Here is a 20,003-nt window from a genome sequence, read left to right as displayed (position 1 = left end):
TGTCGTGAGTGAAGTTGCCGCTGACCAGTTGTTTCTCGGGCGCCAGCCCATCCTGGATCGCGAGCAACAGCTCTTTGCTTACGAACTGCTCTTTCGCAGCGGCTCGCGCAACGCCGCCGAATTCACCGACGGCGTACGCGCCACGGCCACCGTCATCGCCAATGCCTTCACCGAACTCGGCGTCGCCGATGCGCTCGGCCAATGCCGCGGCTTCATCAATGTCGACGAAGAGTTCCTGTTCAGCGACTTGCTCGAACTGCTGCCACGGCAATCGGTCGTCCTTGAAATCCTCGAAACGGTACCGCCGACGCCGGCCGTCGTCGACCGCTGCAAGGCCCTGAAAGCGGCCGGCTTCACGCTGGCGCTGGATGACGTCATCCAGCTCGAACCGCAGTTTGCCGAGCTGCTGGCGCTGGTCGAAGTGGTCAAGGTCGACATCCAGCCGCTGTCGCGTGTCCAGTTGATGCAACTGGTTATGAAACTGAAGCCGCTCGGCAAGCAATTGCTGGCCGAGAAGGTCGATTCGCGCCAGCAGATGGAGCAATGCCTCAAGCTCGGCTTCTCGCTCTTCCAGGGGTACTACTTTGCCAAGCCGACGATCATTGCCGGCAAGAAACTCGATCACTCCCAGCTCTCGCTGATGAAGCTGATGGGCCTACTGCTCGGCGACGCCGATACCGGCGAACTGGAAGAAGCCCTGAAGCCGGAGCCGGGTCTGACGGTCAACCTGCTGCGCATGACCAATTCGGTCGGCGCCGGCTCAAGTGAAACCATTACCTCGCTGCGCCACGCCATCACCGTGCTCGGTCGGCGCCAGTTGCAGCGCTGGCTGCAATTGCTGCTCTTCGCCTCCGGCAACCAGAACAGCACGGCCAATCCCTTGCTGCTGCTTGCCGCGACGCGCGGCCGGCTGATGGAGTTGCTGGCCGAAGAACTGCAACCGGGCAACAATGCGCTCGCCGACCAGGCCTTCATGGTCGGCATCATGTCGCTGATGCCGGCCCTGATCGGCTTGCCAATCGAGGAAATCGTCGCCCCGCTCGGCCTGGCCAACGAGGTGCGCGACGCCCTGTGCACCGGCCAGGGTGCGCTCGGCACCCTGTTGCATCTGGCCGAAAGCAGTGAAACCGGCGATCTCGGCCTACTGGCCGGCAGCCTGCAAAGCCTGCCGACGCTGACGCTGAAAGCGCTCAACCGCGCCCAGACCAGGGCACTGCAATGGGCCAACAGCATCGGCCAAAACACGGCCGAGCAGGCAGCGTCCTGAGCCTGTTACAGAAGACGCACCGAATCGCCACAGACAAGCCGGCCGCGCTGCCCCAAGATCAGTCAGCGCGGCCGATCAAACCGCCTTTCCCAACCTCGCACCGGAGTCTCGATGACCACTGAGGAACACGCTCAATTTCGCCAACAGGCCCGCCTGACGCCACAGCCTGCCGGCTTGCTCGGCAAAATGCTCGCCTTCGTGCTGAGCGCGAGCTTGCTGGTGCTGGGCTTCATGTTTTCGCTGGTCGCCCTCGCCGTGGTCGCGGTCGGCGGCTTGGCGCTGGGCGGCTGGCTGTGGTGGAAAACACGGCGCCTGCGCCAGCAACTGCGCCAAGCAGCGGCGGCCACGGCCGACGACGGCTATGTCATCGAAGGCGAAGTGATTCGGGATTACGAAGCCCCAGCCCCGGCCGGTCGCCTGTTGCGCTGATCCAGCAAAGAAAACGGCCCCGCTTGCCAGGCAAACGGGGCCTTTTTTTTCGCCTGCGTTCAGCGTACTTTCGGGTTCAGCGAACCGCGGTTGTAATCCTTGTCGCCGGGCATGATCGTCCGCCCGACGCCGCCAAACAGACCCCCCTGGGCTTCGATCGGGCGGGTTTTGTTCTCCGGATACTCGGCGGCCAGCTTGTTCGCCTCGGCGGCCTTGGCCACATCGACGAACTCCCAGCGGCCATTCGGGAAAAGCCGCACTTTTTGACCGTCGACCGTAGCCGCCTCCAGCGGCGTCCGGTCCAGTTCGGCGGCCAGGCCCGGCCCGGCCGCCAAAATGTAGATCAGCGCAAATGCTGTTCTCACAGCTTGCCTTCGACCCAGGCGGCAACCGAAGCGAGCGCAGCCGGCAGGTTTTCCGGCTGCGTACCGCCGGCCTGCGCCATGTCCGGACGACCACCGCCCTTGCCGCCGACCTGCTGGGCCACCTGATTGACCAGTTCACCAGCCTTGACCTTGCCGGTCAGGTCCGCGGTGACGCCGGCAATCAGCGTCACCTTGCCATCAACCACCGAAGCCAGCACGATGGCGGCCGACTTCAGCTTGTCCTTCAGCTTGTCCATGGTTTCGCGCAGCGCGTTGAGGTCAGCCCCTTCCAGTTTCGCCGCCAGCACCTTGGCGCCCTTGACGTCGACTGCCTGGCCGAGCATGTCGTCGCCCTGGGCCGAAGCCAGCTTGCCCTTCAGCGCGGCCAGTTCGCGTTCCAGCTTCTTGACCTGATCGAGGACGGAAACAACACGGGCATGGACGTCCTTCGGCAAGACCTTGAGCGTACCCGCCACACCGCCGAGGGCGGTTTCCATGTCCTGCATGTAGCTCAGCGCGTTGTCGCCGGTCACCGCCTCGACCCGGCGCACGCCGGCCGCGACGCCGCCTTCGGCGGTGATGCTGAACAGCCCGATGTCGCCGGTGCGGGAAACGTGGGTACCGCCACACAGTTCGCGCGACGAGCCGATGTCGAGGACGCGTACGCTGTCGCCGTATTTTTCGCCGAACAGCATCATCGCCCCCAGCTTCTGGGCTTCGGCGATTGGCAGGACGCGGGTTTCGTTGGCCGTATTGGCCAGGATTTCGGCATTGACGATGTTCTCGACGCGGCGGATTTCCTCGTCGGTCATCGGCTGGTTATGCACGAAGTCGAAACGGGTCTTGTCCGGATCAACCTGCGAACCCTTCTGCTGAACGTGTTCGCCGAGCACCTCGCGCAGCGCCTTGTGCAGCAGGTGAGTCGCCGAGTGGTTGCGGGCGGTGCGGGCCCGGGCCAATACATCGACCTTGGCGCTGACGCCGTTGCCGACCGTGATGACCCCGGTCTTGACGACACCGTGGTGGCCGAAGACGGTGGCCTGGATCTTTTGCGTGTCTTCCACGGCAAAGATGCCATGCACCGACTGCAGCAGGCCGCAATCGCCGACCTGACCGCCCGATTCGGCATAGAACGGCGTGTTGTCGAGGACGACGACGCCCATTTCGCCTTCATTCAGCTGGTTGACCGCAGCACCGTCCTTGTACAGCGCGAGGACATTGGCCTTCAACTCCAGCGCTTCGTAACCGTGGAAAGTGGTAGCCGGGCCGTCGTATTCGAGGTTGGTGGCCATCTTGAACTTGCCGGCGGCACGCGCCTGTTCCTTCTGGCGCGCCATCGCCGCGTCGAAAGCGGCGGCATCGACAGTGATCTCGTGCTCGCGGCAGATATCCTGCGTCAGGTCGAGCGGGAAGCCGTAGGTGTCGTGCAGCTTGAAGGCGGTATCGCCGTTGAAGACCTGATTGCCAGCCGCCTTCAGCGTCGCCAGTTCGCTTTCGACGATGGCCATGCCGTGCTCGATGGTTTCGAAGAAGCGGTCTTCTTCCTGCTTCAGCGTCGCCATGATCCGCGTCTGGTTCTGGGTCAGCTCCGGATAGGCCATGCCCATTTCGGCGACCAGATCTGGCACCATGTTGTGGAAGAAGGCGGCGCGGGCGCCGAGCTTGTAGCCATGGCGAATGGCGCGGCGGATGATCCGGCGCAGCACGTAGCCGCGCCCCTCGTTACCGGGAATGACGCCGTCGGCAAGCAGGAAGGAGCAGGCGCGGATATGGTCGGCCAACACCTTGAGCGACGGGCTGTCCATGTCGGCATCGGAGGTTTCGCGGGCGGCCGCCTTGAGCAGTGCCTGGAACAGATCGATCTCGTAGTTGGCGTGCACGCCCTGCAGCACGGCGGAGATGCGCTCCAAGCCCATGCCGGTATCGACCGAAGGCTTGGGCAGCGGATGCATGACCCCGGCTTCGTCGCGGTTGAACTGCATGAAGACGTTGTTCCAGATTTCGATGAAACGGTCGCCGTCTTCTTCCGGCGATCCCGGGGGACCGCCCCAGTGCTTTTCGCCGTGGTCGTAGAAAATTTCGGTGCATGGGCCGCAGGGGCCGGTGTCGCCCATCATCCAGAAATTGTCGGAGGCGTAGCGGGCGCCCTTGTTATCGCCGATGCGAATGACGCGCTCGGCCGGCACGCCGATTTCCTTGGTCCAGATATCGTAGGCTTCGTCGTCCTCGGCATAGACGGTGACGGTCAGCTTATCCTTGGGCAGTTTGTAGACTTCAGTCAGCAGCTCCCAGGCGTACTTGATCGCGTCGCGCTTGAAATAGTCGCCGAAGCTGAAGTTGCCGAGCATTTCGAAGAAGGTGTGGTGACGCGCCGTGTAGCCGACGTTTTCGAGGTCGTTGTGCTTGCCGCCGGCCCGCACGCATTTCTGCGAGGTCGTCGCCCGGCTGTAGGGGCGCTTGTCGAAGCCGAGGAAGACGTCCTTGAACTGGTTCATCCCGGCATTGGTGAACAGCAGGGTCGGGTCTTCATGCGGCACCAGCGAGCTGGATGAAACAATCTGGTGGCCCTTGGAGGCGAAGAAGTCGAGGAACTGCTGGCGGATTTCTGAGCTTTTCATAAGCTGGCGGCCTCAAAGGCGTTGAATTCGAAAAGCGTAATTTTAAATGAAAGCGCCGACCTTCAGTGAGTGCTCATGCCGGCCTGGCTACGGCAAGCCTTGGCCGACACCAGCTTCCGACACAAAGAGATCGAGCCGGTCGGTAAAAAGCGCGCTGACCCCACGTTGGAGCAGCATTTTTGCCTGTTCCGGCGCGTTGACCGTATAACAAAGCACGGGAACGCTGGCGGCTTGGGCCTCAGCCAGAACTTCGTCGCTCAGAAGCTTGGCATCGCAGTGCAGGGAAAACGCCCGCAGGCGATGCATTTCGGCCAGCCAGTCCGCTGGCACGCTGTCGAACAGCACACCACGCCGAATGTCCGGCGCCAGATCGCGAGCGATTTCGAGCGCCTCGAGTGAGAACGAGGAGAGCAAGGGCGGCACAGCAGCCCCCTGCCAGAGCGCAGCGGTCAGTTGCGCGACGACGGTCGCCGTCTGCACCTCTTGGCCGGCCGCCGGCTTGATCTCGACATTGGCCAGCAGGCCATATTTCCGGCACAGCGCGGCGGCCTCGGCAAAACGGGGAATGTGCTCGCCGCCGCCGGCATCCAGCCGAAACAGAATATCATCCGGCGTCTCGCAGACATGGCCGCCCCCATTGGTCGTCCGGTCCAGTGTTTCATCGTGAATGAGGACAGGGGTACCGTCCACACTCAGCATGACGTCGAATTCGACGGCCCGAAAACCCAGCCGTGCCGCCAAACGGATGCCGGCCAGGGTATTTTCGGGCGCCAAGCTGCCGCCACCGCGATGGGCAAACCAGCGCGGCAGCGTTTGTTGCATCAGAAGGGCTGCGCCTTCTTCAGCGCCGGCTTGGCAGTCAGCACCGCGTTACCGCGCGTCACCGCCGCATCCAGCGCCGCCTTGGCCGGCTTCTTGTTGCCCCAGACGGCTTCCAGCTCTTCGTCGATGATGATGCGCACGGCGTCGATGTTGGCGGCGCGGACCGCCGGCTTAGCGCCGTTGCCATTCAGGGAGGCATTGGCCACCTGCAGGGTCTTGTCGCCATCCTGCAGCAGCTTGCTGCCGACGGCGGCGCGGGCCGGCGCCGTCAGCGGCAACTGGCCATAGCTGCGGACCATTTCGATCTGCATTTCCGGCGTCAGCAGGTAGGAAACAAACTTGGCAGCCTCCTTGTACTCGGCGGCCGAGCGACCGGCGCCGACCCACAGCGAGGCACCATCGGCCAGCGTACTCTGGCGGCCGCCATAGACATCGTCGTGGTAAGGCAGCGGCGCGACGCCGAGTTCGACGCCCTTGGCTTCGCGGAAATCGGTGTGCTCGCGGGAGTCGGTGGTGATCATCGCGCACTCGCCTTCGTTAAACCTGGCGCTGGCTTCATCACGGCGACCGAAGCTCTTGAAATAGCCGGCCTTCTGCCAGGTCGCCATCATCGCGATATGCTTGACCTGCGGCAGGCCGTTGAAAGTCAGTTGGCCCTTGTCGGTCATCGCCGGCACACCGGAAACGGCACTGACGTTGTCGATATGCACCCAGACCGGCCAGGACGAGGTGTAGGGGCAGGAGTAGCCGGCATCCTGCAGCTTGTCGAGGACGCCCTGCATTTCGAGCCAGGTCTTCGGCGGCTGCTCCGGATCGAGCTTGGCCCGGCGGAATGCGTTCTTGTTATAGAACAGTACCGGCGTCGAATAGACCAGCGGCAGCGCCACCAGACGGCCCTTGGCATCGACCACGCCAGCCTTCAGATCGGCCGACAGGTCAGCGGCATTGACCGACTGGCCGGCCTTGCCCATCATCTGATGGAGCGGAATGAAGTTGCCCGGCTTGCTCAGCACGTCGTCCATGTCATAGTGGCGAACCAGGTTCAGACCGGCCGGCTTGCCATCCTTGGTCGTCCGGACCAACTTGATCGAACCGTTGTGATCCTTGTTGAAGTGATCAACAAAAGCCTGCAGGCGCTCTTCACCCAGCAGACCGAGATTGTGAACCAGTTCCAGTTCGGCCGGAGCAACCGGGGCAGCAGCAGGTTTCGCAGCCGGCGCCGGCTTGGGCTTGGCGGCATTGGCGGAAAACGCCAGAGCCAGGGCGACGGCAGCAACCAGGGGGCGGATCAAGTACATGGGCACTCCAAGTGTTTCGGTAAACGCGAAATTATAACGCCCGCCAACAATCATTGAGCCGAATCATCGGGAATCAACCGGGGGCTGTGGTACGCTCCGGCCGATCAAATGCACATATACGCTTCCGTACGATGAATACCGTCAACGCCACGCCAGAAACTCCGCCCGCCCAGACCCCGCGCAGCCTGCTGAAAAAACTGCAGGCCGACTTTGCGGTCTTCCGCGACAGCCAGCCGCTGGCCATCGGCATCGACAAGCAACTGCTGGCCCGGATGCCGGAAATCCAGCGCAAGGTCCTGCGCGTCGCGCTGGGCATCCACACCAATTCGATGCGTTACCTCAAGGTCATGGAAAAGGCGACGGTCCGTTTCGACCTCGACGGCAACTCGACCGACGAAGTCACCGACGAGCATCGCAAGCATGCCAGCGAAACCATCCGTGAGCGTCTGAAGAAGGAAGCCGAAAAGCGCAAGGCCGAACGTGCCGCCGAGGCCGCCGAACGGCAGCGCACCGAAAAGCTCGGCCAATTGCTGGAAAAATTCGGCCGCAACGGCTGAGTCGGCGAGCACCACCCGCTTAGCCGGGCGGCAGTCGCCGCGCCCGCAGCCAACCAATGAAAGCCCCGTGGCAGCGCCACCGGGCTTTTTTTTGCGTCGCCCGCAACCGCGCCAGCCCCCTTCCCTGGCCGCAAAACCAGCCCCCGGCCAGTCCACAACAGAAGCCGCTCCAACCTGCACCGGCAATGCAAATTGTTCGCAACTGAGTATTTACATACATTCGTGAATGTATCTATAATCGCAGGCATCAAAAACAATTCCCCTCTCGGAGCCCTGACATGCCTCTCGACACCGCCTTGCCGCAGCGTATCGCCCAGCCCTTGCTACTTTCGCTCCTCATCGCCAGCGCCCTGGCGCTGACTGCCTGTTCCGGCTCCGATGCGCCGCAGAAGCCGCCGATGGGACCGATGCCGGTAACCGTGATCGAGATGCAGACGCAAAGCGTGCCGAACGCCGTCGAAATCATGGCCCAGACCGAAGGTGCCAAGGAGGCTGAAGTGCGGGCCCGGGTCGGCGGCATCCTGGTCAAGCAGCTTTACCAGGAAGGCCAGCCGGTCAAGGCGGGGCAACCGCTGTTCCAGATCGACCGCTCGAGCTATGAAATCGCCTTTGCCGAAGCCAAGGCCAAGGCCGACCAGACCGAGCGCGAAATGGCCCGGATGAAGAAGCTGATCGAAGTCCAGGGCGTCAGCCGCAAGGAAGTCGATGATGCGACGAGCGCCAACGAACTGGCCCAGGCCGCCTTGCGCCAGGCCCAGTTGAATCTTTCCTGGACCACTGTCAGCGCCCCGGTTGACGGTGTCAGCGGCCGCGCCGCCAAGTCGGTCGGCAACCTGATTTCGGTCGGTTCCGACAGCCTGCTGACTTCGGTTTACCAGAATGATCCGATGTGGGTGCGCTTCAGCATTTCCGAAAGCGAAGCAGCCAAGCTGCCGGGCGGCCGCCTGACGCCGAAGACGGTGACCGGGGTCGAGATGGTGCTGCCGGACGGCAGCGTCTATCCGGTGACCGGCAAACTGAATTTCCTGGCCAGTACGATTGACCCGACACTCGGCACGCAGCAGTTGCGGGCTGAGTTCCCGAACAAGGACGGTGCCCTGCTGCCCGGCCAGTTCGTCCGTATTCGCCTGCTCGCCGGCGAAAAGGCCGATGTCTTCCTGGTGCCGCAGAGCGCGGTAATCCAGAGTGAGCAGGGCAACCTGGTGATGACGGCCGATGGTGAAAACAAGGTGGCGCCGCGGCCGATCAAGACCGGCGACTGGTTCGGCAAGGACTGGGTCGTGCTCGGCGGCCTGAAGGCCGGCGACAAGGTCATCGTCGACAACCTGATGAAGCTGCGCCCGGGTGCGCCGGTCGCCCCGCATGCCCCGGGCGAACAGCCGGGTGCTCCTGGTGCCGCGCCAGCCAAGGAAGGCGCCGCCCCCGCCAAGGACGCGGCAGCGGCCCCGGCCAAGCAGGGTTAAGGAGCCAGCATGTCAAAGTTCTTCATCAACCGGCCGATTTTCGCGTCGGTCATCTCGATCATCATCGTCCTCGCCGGGCTGGTCGCCTCGCAGGTGCTGCCGATTGCGCAATACCCACAGATCGCCCCGCCGACCGTGCTGATCACCGCCACCTACCCGGGTGCTTCGGCCGAAACGCTGGCCAAGACGGTCGCTGCGCCGATCGAGGAGCAGCTGAACGGGGTCGAAAACCTCTCCTACTTCACCTCGTCGGCCGCCGCCAACGGCACGGTGACGATCACCGCGACCTTCGATGTCGGGACCAATGTCGATATCGCTTCGGTCAACGTCAATAACCGGGTCAAAGCGGCCGAGCCGCGCCTGCCGGAAGAAGTGCGGCGCAATGGCGTGATCGTCCAGAAGCGCTCGAACGACATCCTGCAGGTCGTCGCGCTGGAGTCGGACAAGGGCAAGTACAACACGCTGTTCCTCTCCAACTACGCCAGCCTGAACATCGTTGACGAGCTGAAGCGGGTCAAGGGCGTCGGCGACGTCACCATTTTCGGCGCCCAGGACTACTCGATGCGCGTCTGGCTGAAGCCGGACCGCATGGCCCAACTGGGCCTGACGACCAGCGACATCTCGACCGCGATCAAGGCCCAGAACGCCCAGAACGCAGCCGGCAAGATCGGCGCCGAACCGGCCCCGTCCGACCAGATGCTGGTCTACACGGTGACCGCCAAGGGCCGCCTGCTGACCCAGGAAGAGTTCGGCAACATCGTGATCCGCGCCAGCGGCCCCGGCGGCGCGCTGCGCCTGAAGGACGTCGCCCGCATCGAACTCGGCGCCTACAGCTACGAGCAGAGCGTGACGCTGGACGGCCAGCCGACCATCGCCATGGGTGTCTTCCTGCAGACCGGCGCCAACGCGCTGGACGTGGCCGCCAAGGTGCGGACCAAGATGGACGAGCTGAAGGTCAAGTTCCCGGAAGGCATGGGTTACGTCATTCCGTTCGACACCACGCGCTTCGTCTCCGCCTCGATCAACGAGGTCGTCCATACGCTGATCGAAGCCATGGTACTGGTCCTCGCCGTCGTCTATATCTTCCTGCAGAGCTGGCGCGCCACGCTGATTCCGATGGTTGCCGTGCCGATTTCGCTGATCGGCACCTTCGCCGGCCTCTGGTTGTTCGGCTTCTCGATCAATACGCTGACGCTGTTCGCAATGGTGCTGGCGATCGGTATCGTCGTCGATGATGCGATCGTTGTCCTTGAAAACGTCGAGCGCCTGATGGCCGAGGAAAAGCTGTCGCCGCGGGACGCCGCAATCAAGGCCATGCAGGAGGTCCAGGGTGCCCTGGTCGCCATCGTCATGGTGCTTTGTGCGGTGTTCATCCCGGTTGCCTTCCTCGGCGGTATCGCCGGCCAGCTCTACAAGCAGTTCGCCGTCACCGTCGCCGTCGCCGTCGTCCTCTCCGGCGTCGTCGCGCTGACCCTGACCCCGGCGCTCTGCGCGCTGCTGCTCAAGGCCCAGCACACCGAGCACAAGCTGTTCAAGCCCTTCAACCGCCTGTTCGAGCGCTTTACCCGCTCGTACACCAACACCGTTGGCCTGACGCTGAAGCACGGCATCATCGGCGGTATCATTTTTGCCCTGGTCATCGGGTCGACCGTAGCCTTCTTCCGCATCATCCCCGGCAGTTTTGTGCCGGCTGAAGACCAGGGTTACCTGATCTCGGCGCTGATGCTGCCGGATGGCGCGACGCTGAAGCGGACCCAGAAGACCGGCGAAAACATGCGCCAGATGATTTCCAAGGATGAAGCCGTCAAGCACACCTTCATCGTTTCCGGTTTCGACCTGATTGGCGGCGGCAGCAAGCCGAATGCCGGCACCATCTTCATTCCGCTCAAGGACTGGAGCGAACGCGAGGGCAAGGCGCAGGACCTGGCCGGCAAGTTCATGGGGATGGGCATGATGCAGTCGGACGGCATGGCACTGGTCTTCAACCCGCCCCCGATCATGGGCCTGGGCAGCGCCGGCGGTTTCGAGGTCTATCTGCAGAACCGCGTGGACGGCGACACCAAGAAACTGAACGAGGTTACCCAGCAGTTCATGGCCGAGTTGCAGAAGCGCCCCGAATTCACCCGGATCAGCACCTTCTTCCGCCCGACCGTGCCGCAACTGTTCGTCGAAGTCGACGAGCCGAAGGCGCTGGCGCTTGGCATTTCGCTGTCGCACGTCTATGACACGCTGCAAAGCACGATGGGCGCGCTCTATGTCAATGACTTCAACAAGTCCGGTCGCGTCTATCGTGTCCAGTTGCAGGCCGAGGCCAATTACCGGATGAAGCCGGAAGATCTCGGCAAGGTCTACGTCCGCAGTTCGACCAGCAACGCGATGATTCCGCTGTCGGCGATCAGCACCGTCAAGCGCGTCGTCGGCCCGGAACAGGTCGAACGCTTCAACGGTTTCGTCGCCGCCAAGATCATGGGCGACAGCAAGACCGGCATCAGCTCCGGCGACGCCATCAAGATCGTCGAGGAAGTTGCCGCTGCCACGCTGCCCACCGGCTACGAAATTTCCTGGACCGGCCAGGCCTTCCAGGAAAAACGCAGCTCCGGCTCGTCGATGCAGGCTTTCGGCTTCGCCATCATCATGGTCTTCCTGATCCTCGCCGCCCAGTACGAAAAATGGTCGCTGCCGGTCGCCGTCATCATGGCCGTCCCCTTCGCGCTGATGGGCGCCCTGACTGCGATCTGGCTGCGCGGCATGCCGAACGACATCTACTTCCAGATCGGTCTCGTCGTGCTGATCGGGTTGGCCTCGAAAAACGCCATCCTGATCGTCGAGTTCGCCGCCCAGAAGTACGCCGAAGGGATGAATGTCGTCGATGCCGCACTGGAAGCCGCCCGCCTTCGCTTCCGGCCGATCGTCATGACCTCGCTCGCCTTCGTGCTCGGCGTCTTCCCGCTGGTCAAGGCCACCGGCGCTGGCGCCGCTGCCCGCCAGTCGATGGGGACCGGCGTTTTCGCCGGGATGATCGCCGCCACCTTCATCGCCACCATATTCATTCCGCTGTTCTTCAAGTGGCTGGAGCGCGGCAAGCAAATGCGCCCGGCTGGCGACACGCATGCCGCCCAGCAGGAGGAAAACTGAGATGCTCGCCCTGAATAAATCCGCTTCGAAAATCCGCCTCGCCACAGCGTTGACCGCAGCACTGCTGCTCAACGGCTGCGCCGTCGGCCCCGACTACCTGCGGCCGAGCGCCTGGCTGCCCGATTACTTCAAGGACGCCCCCCCGGTCGCCGTTGCCGAAGCCCGCAGCGAAGCGCCAGTCAATCCGGAATGGTGGACGCTGTTCGGCGACGCCACGCTGAACAATCTGATCCAGCAGGCCCTCGAGGCCAACCAGGATCTGCAGGCCGCCATCGCCCGCCTCGAAGCAGCCGAAGGCGCCGCCCGCGAAGCCGGTGCCGATTACTACCCAAGCGTTAGCCTTGGCGCCAGCAGCGGTCGCAGCCAGATCAGCGGCGAGACCTACAACGGCCTGAAAACCGGCCAGGCCACCTACAACAACCGCCGGGCCGCGCTGTCGCTCAGCTACGAAGTCGACCTCTGGGGCCGTGTCCGGCGTAGCAACGAAGCGGCCCGCGCCGAAGCGCTGGCCAGTCGTTTCGGCCGTGACAGCATCCGCCTGACGCTGCTCGGCCAGGTCGCCAACGAATACCTGGCGCTGCGCAGCAACGATGCGCAACTGGTGGTGACCCAGGAGACGCTGGTCTCGCGCGAGAAATCGCTGAAGATCGTCGAGGCCCGCCTCGACGCCGGCAGCGCTTCGGCGCTCGAAGTGGCCCAGGCCCTCAGCTCCTACACCGCAGCCCAGTCGCAATTGAGCCAGATCAAGCGCCTGCGCGCTATTTCGGAAAGCCAGCTCGGCCTGCTCACCGGCCAACCCGGCCTGAAGATCGCCAGCGGCCAGCTCGAACAACTGCCGCTGCCGCCGACCCCGCCGGCCGGCTTGCCCTCGACGCTGCTCGAAGCCCGGCCCGACGTCCGCCAGGCCGAGGAAAAGCTGATCGCCGCCAATGCCCGGATCGGCGTCGCCAAGGCCGCCTACTTTCCGACGATCAGCCTGACCGGTCTCTATGGCGGCGAAAGCATGGCCCTCTCCAACCTGTTCACCAACAATGCCACCATCTGGTCGGCGGCGCTCGGCCTCAGCATGCCGATTTTCGATGCCGGCCGCACCAGCGCCCGCGTCGACCAGGCGACGGCCGCCCAGAAGGAAAGCCTGGCCAACTACCGCAAGACCATGCAGAGCGCCTTCAAGGAGGTCAACGATGCCCTGGTCAACCTGAAGGAGTATGCCGACATTGAAAGCGCCAACACCGCCCAGCTCAACGCTGCACGGCGCGCCCTCGAACTGTCGCAAGCCCGTTACGAGGCAGGCTACGCCGGCTTCATGGAAGTGCTCGACTCGCAGCGGACGGCCAACCTGGCGCAACTGGAATACCTGAACAGCCGGAAGAACCGTCTCGGCGCGGCCGTCGACCTGTTCAAGGCGCTCGGCGGCGGCTGGCAGTCGACCGCTAGCTGAGCGGCAGGAAGGGAGAGAGAAAATGGTCCGCAGAACCAAGGAAGACGCCCAGGTCACCCGCAACCGCATTCTTGACACGGCGGTCGAGGTGTTCAACCACAAGGGCGTCGCCCATACCTCGCTCAACGACATCGCCAAGGAAGCCGGCGTCACCCGCGGCGCCATCTACTGGCACTTCGAGAACAAGGTGGCGATGTTCGATGCGATGATCGAGCGCCTGATCTGCCCCTTGCTGATCAATGCCGAGGACCGCGAAGCCCGCATTGCGGCTGACCCGCTGCAGTTCATCGAGGATGCGTCGCGCGAGTTTCTCGGCAAGATGCTGAGCGATGCGAACTTCCGCAAGGTGTTCGAGATTCTCTGGCACAAGTGCGAGTACGTCGGCGAGATGGCCAACATCCGCGACAGCCATCTCGAAGAAGGCGAGAACCATATCGACATCCTGCAACGCGCCTTCACGCTGGCTCAGGAGCGCGGCCAGATCCGCCTCGGCCTGACGCCGCACCAGGCCACCATCGGACTGATCAGCCTGCTCGACGGCATGCTGTTCAACTGGACCCGGAATCCGCAGATGTTCCCGCTCGAAACCTATGCCATGCCGATTCTCGATAGCTGGCTTCAGGGCCTTAGCGCCCAGACTCCCGCCAAATAAGCGAGGCAGCGGCCAACGACGGGGGAAACCCCGGCGTTGGCTGTAATTTTGCCGCGAACCTGTGCGAAAATCGCAAGCCATGATGACGCGCCCTTCCCTCATTCTCATTGTCCTGCTCGCCCTCGGCGGCTGCGACCAGGTCAACCAGAAACTGGGCCTGGAAGACCCGGCCAAGAAGGAAGCCAACCTGCAGGCTGAAGGCAAGGCGGTCGGCAGCGCCTGCCGCCAGTCCGGCCGGGCCATCGAAGACTGCTACTCGATCTACAGCTGGCTGCCCAAGGCCGCCATCTACGAGGGCTGGCGGGAAATGGACGCCTACATGCGAGACAACCAGCTGGAAACGGTCGCCCCGCAACTGCCGCCGCCGGAATCGCCAGCCGCCGCCAAGAAACGCAAGAAAGCCGAGGCGGCTGCCGCCAGCGCCGAAGCCGAAGGTGAAAAGAGCAGCCCCAAGGACGCCGAGAAAAGCGCCGCCAAACACTAAGCCGGCAACGGTTTTCGGCCACCACGCCGCCACCCCAGAGGAAGAGACATGAAATTGCCCAGCTTTCTCAGAGGCATACGCGGCAAGCTGATTGCGATCTTTATCCTGATCAAGGTGGTTCCCCTCGTCTTGCTCGCCTGGTTTGCCTGGCACGCCGCGCAACAGCTCGGCGAAGACGTCTCGGTCAAGGCCGGCGGCATGGCCGATGCGATGCTCGACAGCATCAAGGCGGTCGGCAAGACCGTTACCGACGACTCCATCCGCGCCCTCGACCTCCGCTCGCGCGAGGCAATCGAGGCGCTGACCACCGATGCCGCCAAGGAAATCGCCAGCTTCCTCTACGACCGTGATCGCGATATCCGGCTGGCCGCCGGCATCGAGCCTTCCGAAGCCTCCTTCCGCCGCTTTCTCAGCGAACGCAGCCGACCGATCCATCAGCATGGCGCCTGGAAGCTGGCCGATGACGGCAAATCCTGGCTACCGGAAAAGACCATCGAACGGACCGCCAAGGTCACCCGCCCGGTGCTGCCGGACAATGCCCGCGACTTCCACAGCCGGCCGCCGGAATATTTCGGCGAAGCAGAGCAACGGCCACTCTTTGTCGAGATGACCTACATCGACCTCGCCGGCCAGGAAAAAATCAAGGTCACCAGCGGCAACCTGACTGAAAAAGGCCTCAAAAACGTCGTCGACCGCAGCAATACCTTCGTCAAGGCTGAAACCTATTTCGCCGAACTGAAAAAACTGAAACCCGGCGAAATCTATGTCTCCGACGTCATCGGCGCCTACGTCCCGACCCAGTTCATCGGCCCTTACCTGCCGGCCTCCCTGGAAAAAGCCGGCAAGCCGTTCCAGCCGACAGAATCCGCCTACGCCGGCACCGAAAACCCGCTCGGCAAGCGCTTTCGCGGCATCGTGCGCTGGGCGATGCCGGTCATCAAAAGCGGCCGGATCAGCGGCTATGTGACGCTGGCGCTGGATCACGACCACATTCGCCAGTTTTCCGACCGCCTGATGCCGACCGAAGAGCGCTACACGCCGATTGCCGATGCCATCAAGGGCAACTACGCCTTCCTCTGGGACTACAAGAGCCGCTCGATATCCCACCCGCGCGATTACTTCATCGTCGGTTACGACCCGCACAGCGGCCTGCCGGCCACCCCGTGGCTGGACGAGGAGCTCTACGCCGAATGGCAGCAGAGCGGCAAGCCGAGCCACGAATTCCTCGCCGCCACAACGAGTTTCAAGGAGCAAAACCTGAAAAAGAAGCCGGCCAAGGCGCTGGCCAAGGCCGGCACGGTCGGGCTCGACTGCCGCTACCTGAACTTCTCGCCGCAATGCGACGGCTGGAATGCCGTCACCGAACACGGCGGCTCCGGCTCCTTCGTCATCTTCTTCTCCGGCTTGTGGAAGCTAACCACCGCCGCCGCCATTCCCTATTACACCGGGCAGTACGGCAAGACGCCGCAGGGCTTCGGCTTTGTCACGATCGGCGCCAATGTCGACGAATTCCACAAGGCGGCGACCGAAACTGCCGGCAAGATCAACACCCTGCTCGCCGAAAAGGACAACAGCTTCAAGAGCCAGCGCGGCGCCATGCTCGACGATATCCAGCGCAGCCTGACCTCGACCGCGATCGGCCTCTGGGGATCGACGGCGCTGATGGTCCTGCTCGTCATCGGCATCGCGGTCTGGATGGCCAACCTGCTGACCCGGCGCATCACCCGCATGATCAGCGGCATCCGCGCCTTCCAGCAGGGCGACCTGCAGCACCGCCTCGAAGCTCAGTCAGCCGACGAGATGGGCGAACTGGCCCGCTCCTTCAACCAGATGGCCGACTCGGTCGAGGAGTCCTTCACCCGCCTCGAAGAAGCCAAGGAAAAGGCCGAAGAAGCCAGCCGCCTGAAATCCGCCTTCCTGGCCACCGTCTCGCATGAACTGCGCACCCCGCTCAACGGCATCCTCGGCTTTGCCGAACTGCTCAACACTGAACTGAGCGACCCGGTGCACAAGGAATACGCCAGCATCATTCAGGGCAGTGGCGAACACCTGCTCAAGCTGGTTTCCGAAATCCTCGACCTGGCCAAGATCGAAGCCGGTGAAATGACGCTGACTCCGGTCGACCTGCCGCTTGCCGAATTCATCCGGGAAACCGCTGCCAGCCAGCGCAGTGCCGCGCAAGCAAAAGGCATCGCGTTGAACGAAGAGCTGGCTGCCGACCTGCCCGCCACGTTCCATGTCGACGCCACCCGGCTGCGCCAGCTCCTCGACAACCTGCTGAGCAACGCGATCAAATTCACGGTGCGGGGCAGCGTCACGCTGAGCGTCGAACGGCTTGAGCAGCACATCGCCTTCGCCGTCCGCGACACCGGCCCCGGCATTGCCCCGGAACATCAGCAGGCCGTCTTCGAAAAATTCAAGCAGCTCGAGCACTTCCTGACCCGCGAACACGGCGGTACCGGGCTCGGCCTGGCCATCGTCCGCCAACTGGCCGAACACATGGGCGGTCAGGTCAGGCTCGACTCCGCACTCGGCATCGGCTCGACCTTCACCATCTACCTTCCCCTTGAGAACAAGCATGACTGAACGTCACGCGCTGGTCGTCGATGACCACCCGACCAACCGCCTGCTGGCCATCGCCTTGCTCAAAAAACTTGGCTGGACAGTACAGGAAGCCGACTCCGGCGAACTGGCGCTCAAGCTGGCCGAAGCCCTCGCCCCTAGACTGGTGCTGCTCGACATCAGCATGCCCGGACTGTCCGGCGAAGAGACCTGCACTCGGCTGCGCCAGTTGCCGGGTGGCGCGCAGATGCGCATCATCGCCTACACCGCCCACGCCTTCCAGGAAGAGCGCGAACGTTTCCTGGCGGTCGGCTTCGACGACATTCTGGTCAAGCCGATCAACCGCCAGCACCTGGCAGAACTGGCGAACGGCGCCTGAGCGAGGCCGGAATCCGTTGCCGGCCGGCTTATTGCAACAAAAAAGCGCTGGCCGGTCATATCCGGGTGATCAAGTCGCGGTAAGCGTATAATACTGACCCATGTCTGAAATCAATACGTTAGCTGGCGACGCTGCCAGCACCCCGGCGGCGGTGTTACCGACGGAAACCGCTCCTGAAATCACCTTTGCCGACCTCGGCCTGGCATCAGAACTGTTGCGTGCCGTACTCGACGAAGGCTATACCAAGCCGACCCCGATCCAGGCCCAGGCCATCCCGCTCGTCATCAGCGGCAAGGACATCATGGGCGGCGCCCAGACCGGCACCGGCAAAACGGCCGCCTTCACGCTGCCCATCCTGCAGCGCATCCTGCCCTTCGCCAGCAGCAGCCCGTCGCCGGCCAAGCACCCGGTCCGCGCCCTGATCCTGGCCCCGACCCGCGAACTGGCGATGCAGGTCTTCGAATCGGTCAAGTCCTACAGCAAGCACACCCCGATCCGCGCCATGTGCGCCTACGGCGGCGTCGATATCAAGCCGCAGATCGCCGAGCTGAAGAAGGGCGTCGAGATTCTCGTCGCCACCCCGGGCCGCCTGCTCGACCACGTCGAGAACAAGAGCGTCAGCTTCAACTCGGTGCAGGCCCTGGTCCTCGACGAAGCCGACCGCATGCTCGACATGGGCTTCATCCCCGACGTCACGCGCATCCTGAACATGCTGCCGCAGCAACGGCAGAGCCTGCTTTTCTCCGCCACTTTCTCGGAAGAAATCAAGAAGCTGGCCGACACCATGCTGAAGTCGCCGGTGCTGATTGAAGTCGCCCGCCGCAACCAGGTCTCCGACACCATCACCCACCGCGTGCACCCGGTTTCCGAATACGGCAAGCGCGGCCTGCTGACCAAGCTGCTGAAGTCCGGCGAAATTCGCCAGTGCATCGTCTTCATGCGCACCAAGCAGGGTTGTTCGCGGCTGACCCGCGAGCTGCAACGGGCCGGCATCAAGGCCGACGCCATCCACGGCGACAAGAGCCAGCTCGACCGCATCAAGGCGCTCGAAGCCTTCAAGGGCGGCGAGACGGATGCCCTGATCGCGACCGACGTCGCGGCGCGCGGCCTCGACGTCGACGACCTGCCCTATGTCATCAACTACGAACTGCCGCACACGCCGGAAGACTACGTACACCGTATCGGCCGGACCGGCCGCGCCGGCAAGATGGGCAATGCCATCTCGCTGGTCAGCGCGCACGAAGTCGGCTATCTGGTCGATATCGAGAAACTGATCAAGCGCCCGATCGAACAGGTCGAGGTGGCCGGCTTCGAGCCGGAGCCGGAATATGAATACCCCCCGGGCAACAAGAAAAAACGCGCCCCGGCCCCGGTCAAGGCACCGGTCGCCCAGCGCGCCGAGCGCCCGGAGCGCCACGAGCGTTCCGAACGCCCGGAACGCAGCGCCGACCGTTACGAGCGTCGTCCGCGGCGCAATCCGATGATCGCGGCCGACGGCTTCGACTTCAGCAAGCCCTACGAAGACAGCAAGCCGCGCGGCGACGTGCCGGATTCGCCGAACGCCCCGGCCAAGGCCGATCCGCACAAGCCGAAACGGGTCGTTGCCGCCCTGCTCGGTGGCCTCGGCCGCAAGTAGGCCTGTCCCGGCTGAAACAAAAACGGCGCCTGCAGGGCGCCGTTTTTACGTCAGGAGAAAGGTGATTCAGTTCTTCGGGCGCGGCACGAAACCGACCGGCGGCACGACTTTGGGCGCCTCAACCTCAACCAGCTTGATGATCGCCAGCGAGATGTTGTCGCCAGCCCCGCGGCCGCGGTTGCGGGCGCGCTCGATGAGGATTTCGCAGGCATTGCGCGCCGAATTTTCGGCGATGACACCAGCCATTTCCTCATCGTCGAAATAGGCCCAGAGGCCATCCGAACACAGCACGAAGGCATCGCCGCCGGCAAAGCTTTCGGCCTCGGCGAAATCGAATTTCGGCTCGTCCTGGCCGCCGAGCGACGTCAGCAGCACGTTGCGGTTCGGGTGGGTCAGCGCCTGTTCTGCCGTAATACGGCCGGTGGCCAGCAAATGTTCGACATAGGAATGGTCGACCGTCCGGCTGACCAGCTTGTTGCCCTTGAAGCGATACAGTCGGCTGTCACCGCAATGCGCCCAGGTCACCTTGCCAGGCTGCAGCAGCAGCATCACCGCCGTACTGTGCGGGTCTTTTTCATTGATGAAGCGGGAGGCCTTGATCATCGTATGCGCCTCGCGCATGCTGTTTTCCAGCATGACCTGCGGGCTCTCGTCGGCCGGCGCGAAATGATCGAGATTGTTGCGTGCGGTATGGATTACCTGCTCGGCCGCCAGCGCGCCCCCGGTATGGCCGCCCATGCCGTCGGCGACGACGGCCAGCGCGATGCCTTTTTTCCTGGTGTGCGGCAGGATCGCCACGCGGTCCTGCTGTTCCTTGCGATCCCCCTGATGTTGTGCGGCGCAGGCATCAATTGCTATCGGCATTCCCTCTCCTTTTGGGGAGAAAGATTATCAT

The 20,003-nt window shown here is 63.4% G+C and carries 16 protein-coding genes; 11 read left to right on the top strand and 5 right to left on the bottom strand.

The features are described from left to right. Positions 1 to 4: 4 nt before the first annotated feature. Entirely contained in the window at positions 5 to 1,267 is a 1,263-nt protein-coding gene (locus AT959_RS13650; RefSeq protein WP_066883961.1) for an EAL and HDOD domain-containing protein, read from the top strand. Between the two features lie 111 nt (positions 1,268 to 1,378). After that, the gene (locus tag AT959_RS13645) at positions 1,379 to 1,696 is read left to right on the top strand and encodes a hypothetical protein (RefSeq protein WP_066883959.1); all 318 of its coding nucleotides are present in this window, start codon (positions 1,379 to 1,381) and stop codon (positions 1,694 to 1,696) included. Positions 1,697 to 1,755: 59 nt separating this feature from the next. On the opposite strand, the gene AT959_RS13640 is transcribed toward AT959_RS13645, so the two are convergent. The 4 genes from AT959_RS13640 to AT959_RS13625 form a co-directional block, all read right to left on the bottom strand. Further along, positions 1,756 to 2,061, bottom strand: coding sequence for a hypothetical protein (locus AT959_RS13640; RefSeq protein ID WP_066883957.1), 306 nt, complete (start codon positions 2,059 to 2,061; stop codon positions 1,756 to 1,758). Next, positions 2,058 to 4,679 carry an alanine--tRNA ligase gene (gene alaS / locus AT959_RS13635; RefSeq protein ID WP_066883955.1) on the bottom strand — a complete coding sequence of 874 codons (2,622 nt, stop codon included), beginning with the start codon at positions 4,677 to 4,679 and terminating at the stop codon, positions 2,058 to 2,060. Before alaS ends, AT959_RS13640 begins: the two co-directional genes overlap by 4 nt. An 87-nt stretch (positions 4,680 to 4,766) precedes the next feature. Next, positions 4,767 to 5,501, bottom strand: coding sequence for a glycerophosphodiester phosphodiesterase (gene ugpQ, locus AT959_RS13630; protein WP_066883953.1), 735 nt, complete (start codon positions 5,499 to 5,501; stop codon positions 4,767 to 4,769). Beyond that, positions 5,501 to 6,799 (bottom strand): extracellular solute-binding protein, encoded by a 1,299-nt coding sequence (locus AT959_RS13625; protein WP_066883951.1) that lies wholly within the window; start codon positions 6,797 to 6,799, stop codon positions 5,501 to 5,503. Before AT959_RS13625 ends, ugpQ begins: the two co-directional genes overlap by 1 nt. Positions 6,800 to 6,930: 131 nt before the next feature. Between AT959_RS13625 and AT959_RS13620 the strand changes: the two genes are divergently transcribed. The 9 genes from AT959_RS13620 (at position 6,931) to AT959_RS13580 (ending at position 19,108) form a co-directional block, all read left to right on the top strand. Then, the gene (locus AT959_RS13620) at positions 6,931 to 7,356 is read left to right on the top strand and encodes a ProQ/FINO family protein (RefSeq protein ID WP_066883949.1); all 426 of its coding nucleotides are present in this window, start codon (positions 6,931 to 6,933) and stop codon (positions 7,354 to 7,356) included. A gap of 278 nt (positions 7,357 to 7,634) precedes the next feature. Beyond that, complete coding sequence (locus AT959_RS13615; protein ID WP_066883947.1) at positions 7,635 to 8,819, top strand: efflux RND transporter periplasmic adaptor subunit; 1,185 nt, start codon at positions 7,635 to 7,637, stop codon at positions 8,817 to 8,819. Between the two features lie 9 nt (positions 8,820 to 8,828). Next, positions 8,829 to 11,954 carry an efflux RND transporter permease subunit gene (locus tag AT959_RS13610; protein WP_066883945.1) on the top strand — a complete coding sequence of 1,042 codons (3,126 nt, stop codon included), beginning with the start codon at positions 8,829 to 8,831 and terminating at the stop codon, positions 11,952 to 11,954. A gap of 1 nt (position 11,955) precedes the next feature. Then, entirely contained in the window at positions 11,956 to 13,395 is a 1,440-nt protein-coding gene (locus tag AT959_RS13605) for an efflux transporter outer membrane subunit (protein WP_066883943.1), read from the top strand. A gap of 22 nt (positions 13,396 to 13,417) precedes the next feature. Then, the gene (locus AT959_RS13600) at positions 13,418 to 14,047 is read left to right on the top strand and encodes a TetR family transcriptional regulator (RefSeq protein ID WP_066883941.1); all 630 of its coding nucleotides are present in this window, start codon (positions 13,418 to 13,420) and stop codon (positions 14,045 to 14,047) included. 82 nt (positions 14,048 to 14,129) lie between these two features. Then, on the top strand, positions 14,130 to 14,531 hold the full coding sequence (locus AT959_RS13595) for a hypothetical protein (protein ID WP_066884442.1): 402 nt from the start codon (positions 14,130 to 14,132) through the stop codon (positions 14,529 to 14,531). Between the two features lie 48 nt (positions 14,532 to 14,579). Then, a complete protein-coding gene (locus tag AT959_RS13590; protein WP_066883939.1) occupies positions 14,580 to 17,117 on the top strand; it encodes a sensor histidine kinase in 2,538 nt (845 codons plus the stop codon). Further along, positions 17,110 to 17,472, top strand: a complete 363-nt coding sequence (locus AT959_RS13585; protein WP_066883937.1) for a response regulator — start codon at positions 17,110 to 17,112, stop codon at positions 17,470 to 17,472. Before AT959_RS13590 ends, AT959_RS13585 begins: the two co-directional genes overlap by 8 nt. Before the next feature lie 178 nt (positions 17,473 to 17,650). Beyond that, a complete protein-coding gene (locus AT959_RS13580; protein ID WP_066884440.1) occupies positions 17,651 to 19,108 on the top strand; it encodes a DEAD/DEAH box helicase in 1,458 nt (485 codons plus the stop codon). A 66-nt stretch (positions 19,109 to 19,174) separates the two neighbouring features. Here the strand turns inward: AT959_RS13580 and AT959_RS13575 are convergent, their stop codons facing one another. Continuing rightward, positions 19,175 to 19,972 (bottom strand): PP2C family protein-serine/threonine phosphatase, encoded by a 798-nt coding sequence (locus tag AT959_RS13575; RefSeq protein ID WP_066883935.1) that lies wholly within the window; start codon positions 19,970 to 19,972, stop codon positions 19,175 to 19,177. Positions 19,973 to 20,003: the final 31 nt, after the last annotated feature.

It is taken from the genome of Dechloromonas denitrificans (genome assembly GCF_001551835.1).
In the GTDB taxonomy this organism is placed as follows: Bacteria; Pseudomonadota; Gammaproteobacteria; order Burkholderiales; family Rhodocyclaceae; genus Azonexus; species Azonexus denitrificans.
This window is presented reverse-complemented; position numbering and strand designations above follow the sequence as displayed.